The sequence below is a fragment of the Frateuria sp. GZRR33 genome (assembly GCF_051900425.1).
Lineage (GTDB): Bacteria > Pseudomonadota > Gammaproteobacteria > Xanthomonadales > Rhodanobacteraceae > Frateuria_A.
On record NZ_JBHZGK010000005.1, the window covers coordinates 97,047 to 113,698 of the forward strand.

A 16,652-nucleotide genomic window follows, 5' to 3' on the forward strand; every position below is an offset into this window, starting at 1 on the left:
ACGTACGCCACGCACGGCGGGCGTGTCTCGACCAACCCGTCAGTCCGCGCGCCGCAGCGCCCGGTGCGCGATATCGCGACGGCAGAACGCGCCGTTGAAATGGATCTTGGAAACCGCCTCGTAGGCGTGTTCACGCGCGGCGGCCAGGTCGTGGCCGAGCGCGCAAACGGTCAGCACGCGCCCGCCAGCGGTGGCCGGCCGGCCCTGCTCGTCCAGCTTCGTGCCGGCATGGAACACCTTCACGGTGGCATCGAACACGCCGTCGAGGCCGCCGATCGGATCACCGTTGCGCACGCGACCGGGGTAGCCCTCGGCCGCCACCACCACGCCGATGGACGGGCGGCTGTCCCACTGCGCGCGGGTGTGGTGCAGCTCGCCGTCCAGCGCGGCCTCGATCAGCTCGACCAGGTCGGACTTCAGGCGCAGCATGATCGGCTGCGTTTCCGGATCGCCGAAGCGCACGTTGAATTCGATCACCTTCGGCGCACCGCTCTTGTCGATCATCAGGCCGGCGTAGAGGAAACCGATGAACGGTGCGCCCTCGGCCGCCATGCCGCGCAGGGTCGGCTCGATCACTTCCTTGAGGATGCGCTGCTCGACCGCGGGCGTGACCACGGGCGCCGGCGAATACGCCCCCATGCCGCCGGTGTTGGGACCGAGATCGCCCTCGTCGCGGCGCTTGTGGTCCTGGCTGGACGCCATCGGCAGTGCGTGGCTGCCGTCGCTCATCACGATGTAGCTGGCTTCCTCGCCCTCGAGGAACTCCTCAATCACCACGCGTGCCGACGCGTTGCCGAACATGTGGCCTCCCAGCATGTCGTGCAGCGCCTGCTCGGCATCGGCCAGGGTCAGCGCCACCACCACACCCTTGCCGGCGGCCAGGCCGTCGGCCTTGATCACGATCGGCGCGCCGTTCTCGCGCACGTAGGCGAGCGCGGCGTTGAGTTCGTTGAACACCGCGTAGCGCGCGGTCGGGATGTTGTGGCGGAGCAGGAAATCCTTGGCGAAGGCCTTGGAGCCTTCCAGCTGCGCGGCGATCGCGCGCGGCCCGAAGATGCGCAGCCCTGCCGCGCGGAAGCGATCGACCACGCCGGCGACCAGTGGCACCTCGGGACCGACCACGGTGAGCTCGACTTTTTCGGCCTTGGCCAGCCGGAGCAGCCCGTCGAGGTCGTTCATCGCCACGTCGGCGTTGCGCAGGCCACGCTCGCGCGCGGTGCCCGCGTTGCCAGGCGCGACGATCACTTCGCTGACCCGCGGCGACTGCTTCAGCTTCCACGCCAGCGCGTGCTCGCGCCCACCGCTGCCGATCACCAGAACCTTCATGCGCTCTCCGAAGCCAGGTCGCGCGCCCCGCGGCGCAGGCGCGCATTGTAGCGGTGCGGGCGCGGTGCTTTGGAACGCGGGGTGGGCTTCAGCCCCGTCGCTCCGGTGCAGGATGCCGGGCTGAAGCCCTACGGGTGCGTGTGGTGGCGGGCGAGCAGTTCGAGCAAGGCGGCGCGCGGCAGCTTGCCGGTTTCGTTGCGCGGCAGCGCGGAAACCTTCAGCAGCGGGCGCGGCAGGAATACCGGATCGATTGCCCGGCGCAGCGTCTCCAGGATCGCGTGTTCGTCCAGCCCCGGGGCCACGGCCAGTGCGGCGATGCGATGCACGCCGAGCGTGTCGCCGCCATCGAGCTGGAAGACCACGCCGTCCTCGACACCGGGGATGGCCAGCAGGCGGCGGGTGAGGTCGCCCAGCGAGGCCCGCTTGCCGGCGATCTCCAGCATGTCGGCCTGGCGACCACGCAGGCGGAAGGCACGGCCGTCGGTGGACAGGCTGACGATGTCAGCCAGCAGCCGGGGCGCGTCCAGTTGCGGCGCGTCCACCTGGGTGCCGTCCGGTTGCGGATGCAGGTGCACGTCTGGATACAGCGTCCAGGCTTCCTCGCGCGTGGTGCGGCGGCTGGCGAACACGCAGGTTTCGGTCGAGCCGAACACTTCCAGCAGTGGCGCGCCGAAGCGCGCTTCGGCCGCCTGCGCCAGTTCGACCGGCATCGGCGCGGTGGCCGACACCATGGCCGCCAGCGGCGGCAGCGTGATGCCCGATTCGACCAGCGCGCGCAGGTGCACCGGAGTGGTCACCAGCACGCGCGGCTCCGGCACCTCGGCCAGCGCCGAGGCGACGTCGGCCGGAAAGAACGGCCGGCCCGCATGCACACCGACCCCGCCCAGGAGCGGCAACAGCACGCTCATTTCCATGCCGTACATGTGCTGGGACGGCACCGTGGCGACCGCGGCGAAGCGCGTGCCGACGGCCGCGCGCAGCATCGAGAGGTTGCCCGCATTGCTGGCGTGGAAGCTGCGCCAGGTCTTCACGTTGGCGCTGGGCACGCCAGTCGAGCCGGAGGTGTAGCCGATCGCCACGACCTGGTCTGCCGGGATCTGCGGCCAGCTCTCGACGGCCTCGTCCAGGGCGGCGGCAGACAACGCCGGCATGCGGTGGTAACCGGTGGGAGCCGGATCGAGCGCCTGCTCGCCCAGGGCATAGCAACCCGGATGCGCGGCCATCACCTCGTCGACCGCCTGCGGCGCGCGCGAGGAGGGCAGCAGGTTGGTCTGGCCGCGCAGCACGATGGCACAGAAGGCGACCAGGAAGGCGTAGCGGTCCTCGCACAGGTTCACCGCCGCGCCGGCAGTGGGCAGCGTAGCCGCCACCTGGCGCACATGGGCGAGGAACTGGGCGGCACTGACCGGCGCGCCGCCGCGCCAGGCCAGCACGCGCTCCGGCGTGTCCGCGTGCAGCAGCGCCAGGCGCTGCGGCGCCTCGCGCTGGAAGGTGTCGTAAACGATGGCCAAGCCGCTATCTCCCAGTTCGCCATGCGCCAGACGCACACAGCATGGCGACCGGCCGTTGCAAGCCGGCGTGAAGCGCGCGTGTGCTGCTGTCCCGCCGCTGGCCGTCCAACGGGCCCGCGGCGCCCCCTGGACGCTCAGGCGCGGATGATAGCGCCGGTGAGGGCATCACGGATCACCGTCGGGCGTCCCTGGCCGCCAAGCGGGGCATCGAGCACGCCGTCCAGCCTGTCGCCGAAATAATCGAGCACCTGCTGCGCACTGCGCGCCGGTGGCGAACCGTGCGGATTGGCGCTGGTCGACACCAGTGCGCCACCCCAGGCGCGGCACAGCGCGGCGGCCGGTTCATGGGCCGTGACCCGCAGCGCGATGCCCGCATGTGCGCCAGCGACCCAATCCGGCACTTCCGCCGTGCGCGGAAAGATCCAGGTGTTCGGCCCCGGCCAGCTCGCCTTGACCTGCACCAGCACCTCGGCGGGCACGCGGGCCAGATCGATGTAGCGCTCGACCTGGGCGAAGTCGGCCGCGATCAGCAGCACGCCCTGGGTGGGCGGGCGCTGCTTGAGCGCGAACAGGCGCCTGAAGGCGGCCTGGTCGCGCGGATCGCAACCCAGGCCGTAGACCGCTTCGGTCGGATAGGCCAGCACGCCGCCGCGGCGCATCAGTGCAGCGGCGGCCTCGCATTCGGCCAGGGTGAAGCGGTCGGTCACGATCAGGCGCCGGCGGTCTTCTTCGCGGCGGCCTTCTTGCTCGCGGCCTTCTTGGCAGCCGTCTTCTTGGCCGCCGTTTTCTTGGCCGCGGTCTTCTTCGCCGTTGCCTTCTTGGCCGCCGCTTTCTTCGGTGCCGCCTTCTTCGCAGCGGGTGCCTTCTTCGCCGCCGCCTGCTTGGTGGCGCCCTTGCGCGCGAAGCGGCCCTTCTTGGCCGGCGCCGCGGCCAGCAGCTCCAGACACTGCGCCTCGGTCAGGTCCTTCGGCTCGGTGTCCTTGGGGATGCGTGCATTCTTTTCCCCGTCGGTGATGTAGGCCCCGTAGCGGCCGTTGAGCACCTGCACCCCGTTGCCGAAGTCGGTGATCACGCGATTGGCGAGCATCTCCAGTTTCTCGCGCACGATTTGCAGCGCGCGCGGCAGCTCGATCGTATACGGGTCGTCCTCCGCCTTGAGCGAGGCGTAGGTGCTGCCCTGCTTGACGAAGGGGCCGAAGCGGCCGATGCCGACGCTCACGTCCTCGCCGGATTCGGACTGGCCGAGCTGGCGCGGCAGCTTGAACAGTTCCATCGCCTCCTCGAGGGTGATGGTGTGCATGCTCTGGCCGGGACGCAGCGACGCGAACTGCAGCTTCTCGTCGGTGTCCTTGTCGCCGATCTGCGCATACGGCCCATAACGGCCCAGCCGCACGGACACCGGCTTGCCACTCTTCGGATCGATGCCCAGCTCGCGCGCGCCGGTCGCCTCGCTGCGGTCGACCGACTCGGTCTTCTCCTCGACCTGGGTCTTGAACGGTTGCCAGAAGCGCTCCATCAACGGCACCCAGGCTTCCTCGCCACGGCTGACCGCGTCCAGCTCGTCCTCGAGCCTGGCGGTGAAGTCGTAATCGACGTACTGGTTGAAGTGCTGGGTGAGGAACTTGCCCACCGCGCGGCCGACGTCGGTCGGCTTGAAGCGGCGGCTCTCCAGGAACACGTATTCGCGGTTCTGCAGCACCTGGATGATGCTGGCGTAGGTGGACGGACGGCCGATGCCGTATTCCTCCAGCGCCTTGACCAGGCTGGCTTCGGAATAGCGCGGCGGCGGCTCGGTGAAGTGCTGGTCGGCGAGGATGTCGGCCAGGGCGACCTGCTCGCCCTTCTCCATGCGCGGCAGGCGGCGGCCTTCGTCGTCGTCCTCGGCGCTTTTCTGGTCGCGGCCTTCCTCGTACACGGCCAGGAAGCCCGGGTCGACCACGGTCGTGCCGGTGGCACGGAACGCGGCGGGACCGCCGGCGGCGTTGGGCAGGTCGAAGTCGACCGACACGGTATTGAGCGTGGCGTGGATCATCTGGCAGGCGACGGTGCGCTTCCAGATCAGCTCGTACAGCTTGCGCTGCTCGTCGTTGAGGAAGGCGGCCACCTGGCGCGGCGTGCGCATGGCCGAGGTCGGACGGATCGCCTCGTGCGCCTCCTGCGCGTTCTTGGACTTGGTGCGATACACCTGCACGCCGTCGGGCAGCGCGCCGCGGCCGAAGTCGCGGGCGATCAGCGCGCGCAGCTCGTCGGTCGCCTCGCTGGACAACGCAGTGGAGTCGGTACGCATGTAGGTGATCAGGCCGACGTTGCCTTCGCTGCCGAGGCCGACGCCTTCGTACAGGCCCTGGGCGACTTTCATCGTGCGGCTGGTGGAGAAGCCGAGCTTGCGCGCCGCCTCCTGCTGCAGGGTCGAGGTGGTGAACGGCGGCGCCGGCCGGCGCTTGCGTTCCTTGGACGTGACTTCGCTGACGGTCAGGCGACCATGCGCGGCGTCCTTCAGCGCGCCGCGCGCGGCCATCGCGTCGGCCTCGTTGGTGAGGTCGAACTGCTCGAACTTCTTGCCGTTGAGCCGGGTCAGGCGCGCGCCGAAGTCGCCGTCGCCGTGTTTGAGCTTCGCCTCGACGGTCCAGTATTCGCGGGCGACGAAGGCTTCGATCTCCTCCTCGCGCTCGACGATCATGCGCAGCGCCGGGCTCTGCACGCGGCCGGCGGAGAGGCCGCGCTGCACCTTGCGCCACAGCACCGGCGAGAGGTTGAAGCCGACCAGGTAATCCAGCGCGCGGCGCGCCTGCTGCGCGTCGACCATGTCGTGGGAAAGGTCGCGCGGCGAGGCGACCGCCGCCTTGATCGCCTTGGGCGTGATCTCGGAGAACACCACCCGGTGCATGCGCTTGCCCTCGGTCAGGCCGCGCTCCTTGAGGATCTCGCTGATGTGCCAGGAAATCGCCTCGCCCTCGCGGTCCAAGTCGGTCGCCAGATAGATGTCGTCGGCTGCCCTGGCTGCCTTGGCGATGGCGTCGACGTGCTTCTCGTTGCGCTCGATCACCTCGTACTTCATCGCGAAGCCGTTGTCCGGGTCGACCGCACCCTCCTTCGGCTTGAGGTCGCGCACATGGCCGTAGGAGGCGAGGACCTGGAAGTCGTTGCCGAGGTATTTGTTGATCGTCTTGGCCTTGGCGGGCGACTCGACGATGAGGAGGTTTTTGGCCATGGGGTCGGGGGGTTCCGGGGACGTCCGTGCCGCCGGTCTGGCGGGCACACTCTTTATTAGTTGAGCCATGCGCTCGCCGGGACTGTCAAGCCGGATCGCGTGAAACCGCGATGCGGTGCGGTTTTGGCCCGCACGCGGATCCGCGCGGGCAGCGCCTTCCGGTCTCAGGCCACGCACTGGTAGCGGTTGCCGGGCAGGCTTTCCACCTGCCCGTCCAGCTCCAGCATCAGCAACATGGAGGACAGCGTGGCCGGTGGCAGGCCGGTACGGGTCGCCAGCTCATCCAGCGTCGCCGGATCATGGCCCAGGGCCTCGCGCAGCCGGTGGTGTTCCGGACGCACCGGGGGCATGGCGAGGGTTTCCGGCGGCGCTGTTGCAGGCACCGGGGTGTCCGCCAGCCGCGCCGCCAGCTCCACGCCCAGCGCGCGCGCCGCTGGCGCCAGTGCCTCGATGAGCTCGGCCGGCTCCTCGACCAGCCGCACGCCCTCGCGGATCAGGCGGTGGCAGCCGCGCGCCAGCGGGTTGTCCACGGAGCCGGGCAGGGCGAAGACTTCGCGGCCCTGTTCGCCGGCCAGCCGCGCGGTGATCAGCGAACCGGACTTCAGCCCCGCCTCGATCACCAGCGTACCCAGCGCCAGTCCCGCGATCAGGCGGTTGCGGCGAGGGAAATGGTCCGCGCGCGGCGCAGTGCCCGGCGGGAACTCGCTGACCAGGGCGCCATGGCTGGCGATGGCCTGCGCCAGGGCCTGGTGCTTGCGCGGATAAACCCGGTCGGGGCCGGTGCCCACCACCGCAACGGTCGGCGCGTGGGCGGCCAGTGCGGCAGCGTGGGCGGCGCCATCCACACCGTCGGCCATGCCGCTGGTGACCACGAATCCGGCCCGTGCCAGCGCCGTGGCGAAGCGGCGCGCATGCGCGAGGCCGCCCGCGGTCGCGCCGCGCGCGCCGACGATGGCCACCTGCGGATGCAGCAGCAGGGCCGCATCGCCCGCCACGAACAGCGCCGCCGGGGGCTGCGGGATGTGCGCAAGCAACGGCGGAAAGTCCGCATCGGTGCAACACAGCAGGCGATGGCCGGGCCTGGCGAGCCAGGCCATTTCCGCGGCCAGGCGCGCCTCGTCGGGGCATGCAAGCCAAGCGGAGGCGGCACTGCCCAGGCGGGCCGGCGAGCGCCGCAACCCGGCCAGCACGGCCACGACGTCGCCGGCCGCCGCCGCCAGTTGCTCGCGCAGCGAGGCCAGGCCCAGGCCGGGGGTGCGCAGCAGGATCAACCAGGCGCGAAGTGCATCCGTGTCACTCATCCGGCCAGTGTAGGTGGGCCTTGACGCAAAACGGCGCGGCCAAGGCCGCGCCGTCGTGTCGGGTAACACCGAAGCGGTACTTACTCGGGCATAACCAGGCGGTCGCCGCGGTGCACCGGACGCAGGCCATCCATCACCAGGCCGTAGCTCACGCGGTCGAACGTGCGGAACACCATCACATGCCCGACGAACTCGTCCGGCAAGGTCACGTGCTCGCCGCTGCCGCGGCTCCAGCTGCTGCTGGCGACGTCGTCGTGGATGGTCGTGCCGGGCTGGAAGATGGCGAACGTCTGGCCGTTGTCCACGCCATCCTTCGCGCCGATCGACAGCGCCACCACCTGGCGCGGGCCGGCCGCGTCCATCGCATCGGCGAAGGCGATCACGCGGGCGTTGGCCGGGACCGAGCGCGGGGCGTGCGGGTAGTAGTAGGGGTCGTAGGTCGGGCCATCCAGGGGAAGGATGCGATCGCCGCTGCGGATTTCCTGGGTGGCGTCGAGCAACAGCAGGGTGGACGGATCGCCCCCGCGCAGCGTCTCGGCGGTGCCGATTACGCTGACCTCCACGCCCAGGTCCTCGCCGCGACCGTAGTGGCCGTCGTCACGGAAGTCCTCCTCCCACGGCGAGCTGACCATCGCGACATTGCTGTCGAGCGGGTGACCGACCACTTCGTTTTCGGCGTCGTTGGGATCGTCCTGCTCGAAGCCACGGAAAACGTGGCTGGGGCGCACGATCACCCAGCGCTGGCCCGGCTCGCCCTTCAGGCCGCGCACGTACAGGTTCTGGCCGACCGCGCCGCGCAACCGCGCTTCCTCGAAGCCGACCACGTAGGGCGCGGAGCTGACTTCGTTGGAGTCCATCACGCGCATGTCCTTGAGGAACAGGCGCAGCTGGTCCAGCGGGATCGCCGGGATGGCCTCGCCTTCGCGGTGCACGCTCGGCTCGAGCCTCAGCCGCGGTCCGTTGATGAAGGACAGGTTGAGCACGTCGCCCGGGTAGATCAGGTGCGGATTGCGCACCTGGGGGTTGGCCTGCCAGATCTCCGGCCAGAGCCAGGGCTTGGACAGGAACTTGGCCGAGATGTCCCACAGCGTGTCGCCGCGGCGCACGGTGTAGGTGTCGGGGTGATCGGCGCGCAACTGCGCCCCGGCGGCGTACACGGCCACGGTGACCAGCATGCCGGCCAGCAGCCCGATGGACTTCTTGATCATGTGCTCAGATTCCCCTACCCCGAGGCTCGGGCGAGTGTAACCGAATGGTGAAGGCCCGCAACCGGCAGCAGTTGGCAAAATCGCCTGCCGCACGGGAGCTTGCCGCCGTACAATGAGGCCCATTCTAGTTTGCGCCGGGGCTTTCGTTACGACGATTCGCCCGCATCTTCCAGGCGCTCCGAGGTATCGACCATGTCCGTGCTGACCATCCTTGAATTTCCCGATCCCCGCCTGCGTACGCAGGCCGCGCCGGTAACCGCGTTCGACGACGAGCTGAAGCGATTCGTCGCCGACATGTTCGAGACCATGTACGACGCCAACGGCGTCGGCCTGGCCGCGACCCAGGTCAACGTGCACCAGCGCGTGCTGGTGGCCGACATGAGCGAGGAGCGCAACCAGCCGCTGGCGCTGATCAACGCCGAGATCGTGGGTAGGGAAGGCACCCAGGTCTACCAGGAGGGCTGCCTGTCCTTCCCCGGCATCTATGCCGACGTCACCCGCGCGCTGAAGGTCACCGTCAAGGCGCAGGACGTCGAGGGCAAGGCCTTCACGGTGGAGGCCGAGGGCCCGCTGGCGGTGTGCATCCAGCACGAGCTGGACCACCTGGCAGGCAAGGTGTTCGTCGATTACCTCTCGCCGCTCAAGCGCAACATGCTGCTCAAGCGCATGGAAAAGCAGCGCAAGCAGGCGGCGAGCGCTTGAGGATCGTCTTCGCTGGTACGCCGGAGTTTTCCGTCCCCTGCCTGGAAGCCTGCCGCGCCAGCGGCGCGCAGGTGGTGGCCGTCTACACCCAGCCTGACCGCCCCGCCGGCCGCGGCCGCAAGCTTGCGCCCAGCCCGGTGAAGCAGGCGGCGCTGGACGCCGGCCTGCCTGTCGAACAGCCCGAGACGCTGAAATCGGCCGAGGCGCAGGCCACGCTGGCCGGCTACGTGCCGGACCTGATGGTGGTGGTCGCCTACGGCCTGATCCTGCCGCGCAAGGTGCTGGCGATCCCGCGCCTGGGCTGCTGGAACGTGCACGCCAGCCTGTTGCCGCGCTGGCGCGGGGCCGCGCCGATCCAGCGCGCCATTCTCGCCGGCGACGCCGAGAGCGGCGTCGACCTGATGCGCATGGAAGCGGGCCTGGATACCGGCCCGGTACTGCTGGAAAGGCGCACGCCGATCGGTCCGGACGACACCGGCGGCACGCTGCACGACCGCCTGTCGATGCTGGGCGCCGAAGTGCTCGCCGAAGGCCTGCGCCGCACGCTGGCCGGCGAGGCCCTGGTCGCCACGCCCCAGCCGGACGAAGGCGTGACCTACGCGCACAAGCTGGACAAGGCCGAGGCGAAGCTGGACTTCGCGCGGCCGGCGATCGAGCTGGAGCGGACCGTGCGCGCGTTTGACCCGTGGCCCGTGGCCGAGGGTCAGATCGCCGGGGAAAACGTCCGGATATGGAGCGCGCGGGCCGTCGATCGCCCGCACGGCGCGGAGCCGGGCACCCTGCTGGCGGCCAACCGCGACGGCTTCGAACTGGCCTGCGGCGAAGGCGTTCTGCGGGTGACCGCACTGCAGCGCCCGGGCGGCAAGCGCATCAGCGCCGCCGACTACCTCAATGCCCGCCCGGAGCTGCGCGGAGCCGCCAAGTGAATCCGATGCGGCTCCCTCTCCCCTCCGGCGAGAGGGTTGGGGCGAGGGGCCACGGCTTGCGGGGAGCCCGATCGGAGCCGGACCGCGCCTTCGCTCTTCGGATCGAGCGCGACCGTCGCACCGAAATTTCGCGCACGCCTCGCCCCCTCACCCCAACCCTCTCGCCGGAGTGGAGAGGGCGCGGGTGTCGGCCATGACCGACACCCGCGCCCTGGCCGCCACCGCACTCGCCGAGATCGCCCTGCGCGGCACCTCGCTGCGCGAGGCGATGGAGCGCCATGCCCCCAGGCTGGCCGACCCGCGGGACCGCGCCCTGCTGATGGCCCTGTTGAGCGAAGGCGCGCGCTGGTGGCTTCGCTTCGACCCGGCACTCGACCGCCTGCTCGAGCAGCCGCTCCGCCGCAAGGAGCCCCGGATCCACGCCTTGTTGGTGCTCGGTCTCGTGCAACTGGAGGTCCTCCACTTGCAGGACTACGCCGCGGTCGCCGCGACCGTGGAGGCCACCCGCGCGCTAAAGCGCCCGCGCCTGGCCGGGCTGGTCAATGCGGTGCTGCGGCGCTGGCAGCGCGAGCGCGTCGGCCTGCTGGCCGCACTCGACGCCACGCCGCCGACCCGCCACGCGCATCCGGTCTGGCTCGCCGCGGCGATCGCCCGTGACTGGCCGGACCAGGCCGACGCGGTGCTCGCTGCCGACAACCTCGAGCCGCCGCTGATGTTGCGCGCCAACCGTCGCCGCACCACGCGCGAGGCGCTGCTCGAACGCCTGCACGCGGACGGCCAGACGGCCACGCTCCATCCGTGGCTGGCCGATGCGATCGTGCTGCCGCACAGCGGCGACGTCACCCGCCTGCCCGGCTTTGCCGAGGGCCTGTTCGCGGTGCAGGACGGCGCCGCCCAGGCCGCCGCCGACCTGCTCGACGCCCGACCGGGCCAGCGCGTGCTCGATGCCTGCGCCGCGCCCGGCGGCAAGGCCTGCCACCTGCTCGAGCGCACCGATCTGGCGCTGACGGCGCTGGATTCGGACCCCGCCCGCCTGCGCCGGATCGGCCAGAATCTCACCCGCCTGGGCCTGCATGCGGACCTCCGCGCCGGCGACGCCGCGGTGCCGTCCGCCTGGTGGGACGGTCAGCCCTACGACCGCATCCTGATCGACGCGCCCTGCTCGGCGACCGGCGTCTTGCGGCGCCGGCCGGACGTGCGGCTGCACCGCCGGGAAGGCGACATCCCCACGCTGGCCGCGCTGCAGCAGCGCATCCTCGCCGCACTGTGGCCACTGCTGAGGCCGGGCGGCAAGCTGGTCTATGCAACGTGTTCGCTGCTGCGTGCGGAAAATGAAGCGGCGGTGCAGTCACTGCTCGCCGATACCCCCGACGCACGCCCGCTGTCCTTCACCCTGCCGGCAGGGCAGGCGGCGGCGGTCGGCTGGCAGATCCTGCCAGGCGATGGCGACCTGGACGGCATGTACTATGCCGTCCTCGCAAAGCAGTAGCGGCTCAGCACCCGGTAAGCCCAGCCCGGTTACAACGTCTGCTGTCCCGCACGGATCGCCCATGGCCCCTCCCCACGCCAGCCCGCACGACCGCCGCCGCTTCTGGCTGCTGATGCTGATCGCCCTGGTGGTGATCGGCGCCGGCATCGGCATGCGCGATCCATGGCCGTCGGACGAGCCGCGTTTCACGCTCGCGGCCAAGCAGATGGTGGAGGGCGGCGACTGGCTGTTCCCGCACCGCGGCAGCGAGCTTTATGCCGACAAGCCGCCGGTGCTGATGTGGACCGAGGCGGCCAGCTTCGAGATCGTGCGCAACTGGCGCATCGCCTTCCTGCTGCCCTCGCTGCTGGCCGCGCTCGGCGCGCTGGCGCTGGTCTATGACCTGGGTCGCCGGCTGTGGAACCGGCAGGTGGGCCTCTACGCGGCAGCGGGCCTGTTGCTGGCGTTCCAGTTCGTCTACCAGGTCAAGCGCGCGCAGATCGATCCGCTGGTGATGTTCCTGATCACCGCCGGCAACTGGGGCCTGCTGCGGCACATGCTGCTGGGTCCCCACTGGCGCGCGTACTGGCTGGGCTGCTTCTGCGCCGGGCTGGGCGTGATCACCAAGGGCGTGGGCTTCCTGCCGCTGCTGCTGCTGGTCCCTTACGCCTTCGCGGTGCGTCGCGGCTGGGACGGTGTGGTGCGAATGGGCCGCGGCCAGGCAATGCGCTGGTGGCTGGGCCTGCTCGCCGTGCTGGCAGCGATCGCGCTGTGGCTGGTGCCGATGCTGCTGGCGGCACGCGCGCATACCGAGAACCCGGCCTACGCCGCCTACGTTCGCGACATCCTGTTCCACCAGACGGCCGACCGCTACGCCAACTCGTGGGGTCACATCCACTCGCCGCTGTACTACCTGCCGATCGTGCTGTTCAGCTGGCTGCCGTTGTCGCTGACCTACCCGGGCACGCTGCCGCGCTGGTGGCGCGCGCTGAAGGCAAGGGACGCGCGGCTGATGCTGCCGCTGGCCTGGGTGGCGCTGGTGCTGGTGTTCTTCTCGATTCCGGCCGGCAAGCGCGACGTCTACATCCTGCCGGCATTGCCGATGGTCGCGCTGGCCAGCGCGCCGTTCATCGGCGAGCTGCTGCAGACGCGCTGGCTGCGGGCGGCGGGGCTGGCTTTCACTGCGCTGCTCGGCACGCTGCTGCTGGCGGCGGGCGCGTACACGCTCCTCGCGCATCCGCCGGCCGCCGCGCAGTGGGCGGCGCGCCGCGGCTTCGATGGCGGCGCCGAAGCCCTGTTCGGCTGGCTTGCAGCGATCGGCGCCGTTCAGTTGGCGCTGGCGGCGGCCATGCGCCTGCGCGGCGCGGCATGGGCGGTGTGCGGCGGCATGGCCGCGCTGTGGCTGGGCTGGAGCATCGGCATCGCACCGCAACTCAACGATTCGAGTTCCGCCGCGGGCCTGATGGCCAAGGTGCGCGCGCAGATGGCGCCGGGTGACGAGGTGGGCCTGGTCGCGTGGAAGGAACAGAACCTGCTCATGCTCGACCGTCCCGCGAAGGATTTCGGTTTCACCAAGCCGTGGACGCAGCAGTACGCCAGTGCGGTCGCCTGGCAGGCCGCCGATCCGGTGCACCGCTGGCTGTTCGTGCAGGAACCGGCGATGGGCGCGTGCGTGCGTCGCGACCACGCCATCGACCTGGGCCACGCCAACCGTCGCGAGTGGTGGCTGTTCAAGGCCGACGCGGTCATCCCCGGGTGCGTGCCGGATCCCTCCGCCGAGGCGGCCGATGCCGGGGTGCCCGAATGAGCGCGCACAGCCAGGACATGGCGGCGGTCCACCAGGAACGCGTGCGCGCCACATGGCAGGCCTGGCCGGCCTGGACGCTGTCGGCGCTGGTGGCGCTGATGCCGCTGTCCTTCTCGGTCGAGCCGAACATCAAGGCGTTGCCGGTGGCGTTGCTGTTCTTCTGCGGGCTGGGTCTGCTCTGGCGCGCGCCGACGCGCCAGGCCTACGGTGCCGCCGCGCCGGTCGTGCTTCCGTCGTTGCTGCTGATTGCGCTGGAGATCGCCAACGTGCTCTGGCACGGCCTTGGCTGGCGGCCGCTCGACCACACCGCGCACGTGATGCTGTACGTGGTGGTGGCGGCGGTGTTTGCGCGGCAGTTGTGCATGGCGCTGGTATGGTCGGGCTTCAGCCTCACCGCCATCACCCTGGGCGCGGTCTGCCTGGTGCAGCATTACTGGCTGGGCGTGGGCCGCGCCTACGGGCTCAACGGTGGCGGGTCGAGCGCGATCGAGTGCGCCACGCTGCTGCTCGGCCTGGCGTTGCTGGCGCTGGTGCAGTGGCTGCGCACGCGGCCGGGCAGCTGGCGCTGGTGGCTGCACGGCGCCGGCATGGCGTTCGGCATGTACGGCGCCCTGCTGACGCAGAGCCGTGGCCCCTTGCTGGCCTTCGTGCCGGCGTTCCTGCTGGTGCTCTTCGTGCAGGCCCGGCGCACCCGGCGCTGGCGCTGGAGCCTGGCGCTCGGTGCCGCGGTGTGCCTGGGCGGCGCGATCGCCACCGCCACGCTGCACGGCGCGATGGTGGGGCGCTTCACCACCATCCAGCAGGAAGTCACCGGTTTCGACCAGGGCGACCCGGACGGCTCGGTCGGCGAGCGCCTGGAAATGTGGCGCACCGCCTTGCGCGCCTTCGGCGAGCATCCGCTGGCCGGCATCGGGGTGGACCGGTACGGCGATTACGTGCAGGCCGAGATCGCCGCCGGCCGCAGCGACGCCGCCATCGCCCGCTACAACCAGCCGCACAACGAATACCTGCGTGCGCTGGCGACCGGCGGCCTGCCGCTGCTGGTGGCGGTGCTGCTGGTGTTCGCGCTGGCGCTGCGCTACTTCGCGCGCTGGGCGCGCGACGAGGACGACACGGTCGCGGCCACCGCCACGGCCGGACTGGCCATCGTCGTGCTTTACCTGCTCTGTGCGCTGGGCGAGAGCGTGTTCTACCGCGTGATGTCGCAGTCGTTCTTCTTCTTCCTGGCGCTCGGGCTGGCGCTACGGGTCGGTTACCTGACCCGCGTCAGGGGCGATAGCCCCGATCCAGCAACCACAGCTTGATCGCCTTGCGCCTGACGTACTCCACGCGCACCAGCGCGTAGAGCAGCCCGCGCCAGCCATCCAGGAAGCCGCCGCGCAACAGGTAGCCGCGCACGAAACGCCACCATGGATTGAGCAGGATGTGCCTCACCCTGGCGCGCTTGCCGCGCGCATGCTGGTACTCGGCCATCATCTGCGCATAGCGCTCCTGCTTGGCCAGCTGTTCGGAGAGCGAGCGGTAGGGGTGATGTTCGAGATTGCCGGCCAGCGTCCCGCGCGGCCCGTCGAGGCTGACCGCCTCGTGGATTTCCCGCTCGCCGCGCCAGCCGCCGCGGCGGCGGTCGAACAGGCGCAGCACACGATCCGGATAAGCGTTGCCGTGGCGCAGGAAGGCGCCGAAGTATTCGGACAAGCGCGCGAAGCGGTAGCCGGCCGCGTCGGGAAAGCCGCGATCGCGCGCGGCCTCGATGCTGGCGCGCAAGGCGGCGTCGACCCGCTCGTCCGCGTCCAGGCACAGCACCCAGTCGTGCTTCGCCTGCTCCACCGCAAACGCCTTCTGGCTGCGGAAACCGTCGAACGGCCGCTCCAGCACCCGCGCGCCATGCGCCTGGGCGCGTGCACGCGTGTCGTCGGTGGAACCGGAGTCGACCACCACGATCTCGTCGCAGAAGGCCAGCGACGCCAGGCAGTCGTCGATGCGATCGGCCTCGTTGAAGGTGATGATGCAGGCGGAGATCGGGGTGCGGCTCATCCGGAAACCGGCGCAGGGACGGTAGCGGCATAATGCCAGCTTGTGCCCGCCTGATGCCCGCCATGGATTCGTGCCTGCTGTTCGCCACCGAGCTTTACGCGCTGCCGATCCTGCGACCGCTGGCCGCGGCGGCGCAGCGCGCGGGGCAGCGGGTGGGCTGGGTGGTGCCCGAGGCCGTGGCCGGTTACCTCCACCCAGACGAGACGCGGCTGCGCTCGACGCGTGAGGTCCGTGCGCTCGCTCCGCAGGCGGTGTACTGCGCTGCCAACTGGGTGCCGCCGTCTTTTCCAGGCGCCAAGGTGCAAGTGTTCCATGGCTTCAACGCGGAAAAGCGCGAGCCCGGCCGCGGCCACTTTCGCCTGCGCGGCTTCTTCGACCTGTACTGCACGCAGGGTCCCTCGACCACCGCGCCGTTCGAGGCACTGGCGCGCGAACAGCGCTACTTCGCCGTGGCCGAAACCGGCTGGCCCAAGCTCGATCCGCTGTTCGCGCCGTCGTCGGCTGCGTCCTCGCTGCGTCCGGATGACGGCAAACCGGTGGCGATGTACGCGGCCACGTTCACCGAGTCGCTGAGTTCGGCGCGCGCCATGTTCGACACGCTCCGTGCGCTGACCGCGCGCGGCGACCGCCACTGGCTGCTGACCCTGCATCCGAAATGCGATCCCGAACTGATCGCCCGCTACCGCGGCCTGGAAGGCCCTTTCGCGCGCTTTTACGAATCGGACCGGCTGCTGGACATGCTGCGCGCCGCCGACGTGCTGGTCTGCGATACCTCGTCGGTCATCGACGAATTCACGGTGCAACTGAAGCCCGTCGTCACGCTGCGCAACCGGCGCCCCAAGCCGTACATGCTCGACGTCGCCGAGCCCTCGCAGGTGGATGCCGCGATCGGCACCGCGCTGTCCCACCCAACGGCGCTGATGCATGCGCTGGCCGCGCATGCCGCCGCCGTCCACCCCTATCGCGATGGCCATTCCAGCGAGCGCGTGCTGGCCGCCACCGACCGCCTGCTCGCCGGCGGCTACGGGCCGCTGGCGCGCAAGCCCTTGAATCTGTGGCGGCGCTGGCAGGCTTCACGCGACGTGCGCGCGCTGCTGCCCGGCTGAGGCGATTCACTCACCACGGGCGGCCACGGCGAACAGGCTAAACTCCGGTCCT

Annotated in this window: 13 protein-coding genes; 6 read left to right on the forward strand and 7 right to left on the reverse strand. The window is 70.5% G+C overall.

Annotated elements, in window-relative coordinates:
• Positions 1–39 precede the first annotated feature (39 nt).
• From purD to ACFWZU_RS07990, 6 genes are all read right to left on the reverse strand, one after another.
• Positions 40–1,326 carry a phosphoribosylamine--glycine ligase gene (gene purD, locus ACFWZU_RS07965; protein ID WP_439700902.1) on the reverse strand — a complete coding sequence of 429 codons (1,287 nt, stop codon included), beginning with the start codon at positions 1,324–1,326 and terminating at the stop codon, positions 40–42.
• 128 nt (positions 1,327–1,454) lie between these two features.
• Entirely contained in the window at positions 1,455–2,837 is a 1,383-nt protein-coding gene (locus ACFWZU_RS07970; RefSeq protein WP_439700904.1) for an AMP-binding protein, read from the reverse strand.
• A gap of 134 nt (positions 2,838–2,971) precedes the next feature.
• Positions 2,972–3,544, reverse strand: a complete 573-nt coding sequence (locus ACFWZU_RS07975) for an L-threonylcarbamoyladenylate synthase (protein ID WP_439700906.1) — start codon at positions 3,542–3,544, stop codon at positions 2,972–2,974.
• A gap of 2 nt (positions 3,545–3,546) precedes the next feature.
• Positions 3,547–6,048 (reverse strand): DNA topoisomerase I, encoded by a 2,502-nt coding sequence (locus ACFWZU_RS07980; RefSeq protein ID WP_439700907.1) that lies wholly within the window; start codon positions 6,046–6,048, stop codon positions 3,547–3,549.
• Positions 6,049–6,212: 164 nt separating this feature from the next.
• On the reverse strand, positions 6,213–7,349 hold the full coding sequence (dprA, locus tag ACFWZU_RS07985) for a DNA-processing protein DprA (RefSeq protein WP_439700909.1): 1,137 nt from the start codon (positions 7,347–7,349) through the stop codon (positions 6,213–6,215).
• Between the two features lie 80 nt (positions 7,350–7,429).
• On the reverse strand, positions 7,430–8,557 hold the full coding sequence (locus ACFWZU_RS07990; RefSeq protein WP_439700911.1) for a LysM peptidoglycan-binding domain-containing protein: 1,128 nt from the start codon (positions 8,555–8,557) through the stop codon (positions 7,430–7,432).
• Between the two features lie 192 nt (positions 8,558–8,749).
• Here ACFWZU_RS07990 and def point away from each other — a divergent pair, with 192 nt between their 5' ends.
• The 5 genes from def to ACFWZU_RS08015 all read left to right on the forward strand — a co-directional run bounded on the left by def (position 8,750) and on the right by ACFWZU_RS08015 (position 14,764).
• Positions 8,750–9,259, forward strand: a complete 510-nt coding sequence (gene def, locus ACFWZU_RS07995) for a peptide deformylase (protein ID WP_439700913.1) — start codon at positions 8,750–8,752, stop codon at positions 9,257–9,259.
• Complete coding sequence (gene fmt, locus ACFWZU_RS08000) at positions 9,256–10,185, forward strand: methionyl-tRNA formyltransferase (protein WP_439700915.1); 930 nt, start codon at positions 9,256–9,258, stop codon at positions 10,183–10,185. Before def ends, fmt begins: the two co-directional genes overlap by 4 nt.
• Before the next feature lie 193 nt (positions 10,186–10,378).
• Positions 10,379–11,674: a 16S rRNA (cytosine(967)-C(5))-methyltransferase RsmB gene (rsmB, locus tag ACFWZU_RS08005; RefSeq protein WP_439700916.1), complete on the forward strand. Its 1,296-nt coding sequence runs from the start codon at positions 10,379–10,381 to the stop codon at positions 11,672–11,674.
• Between the two features lie 61 nt (positions 11,675–11,735).
• Complete coding sequence (locus tag ACFWZU_RS08010; RefSeq protein ID WP_439700917.1) at positions 11,736–13,460, forward strand: glycosyltransferase family 39 protein; 1,725 nt, start codon at positions 11,736–11,738, stop codon at positions 13,458–13,460.
• Positions 13,457–14,764, forward strand: coding sequence for an O-antigen ligase family protein (locus ACFWZU_RS08015; protein WP_439700918.1), 1,308 nt, complete (start codon positions 13,457–13,459; stop codon positions 14,762–14,764). Before ACFWZU_RS08010 ends, ACFWZU_RS08015 begins: the two co-directional genes overlap by 4 nt.
• Here ACFWZU_RS08015 and ACFWZU_RS08020 read toward each other — a convergent pair.
• Positions 14,727–15,494 carry a glycosyltransferase family 2 protein gene (locus ACFWZU_RS08020; RefSeq protein WP_439700920.1) on the reverse strand — a complete coding sequence of 256 codons (768 nt, stop codon included), beginning with the start codon at positions 15,492–15,494 and terminating at the stop codon, positions 14,727–14,729. The genes ACFWZU_RS08015 and ACFWZU_RS08020 overlap by 38 nt on opposite strands.
• Before the next feature lie 62 nt (positions 15,495–15,556).
• Between ACFWZU_RS08020 and ACFWZU_RS08025 the strand changes: the two genes are divergently transcribed.
• Complete coding sequence (locus ACFWZU_RS08025) at positions 15,557–16,600, forward strand: CDP-glycerol glycerophosphotransferase family protein (protein WP_439700921.1); 1,044 nt, start codon at positions 15,557–15,559, stop codon at positions 16,598–16,600.
• The last annotated feature ends 52 nt before the right edge of the window (positions 16,601–16,652 follow it).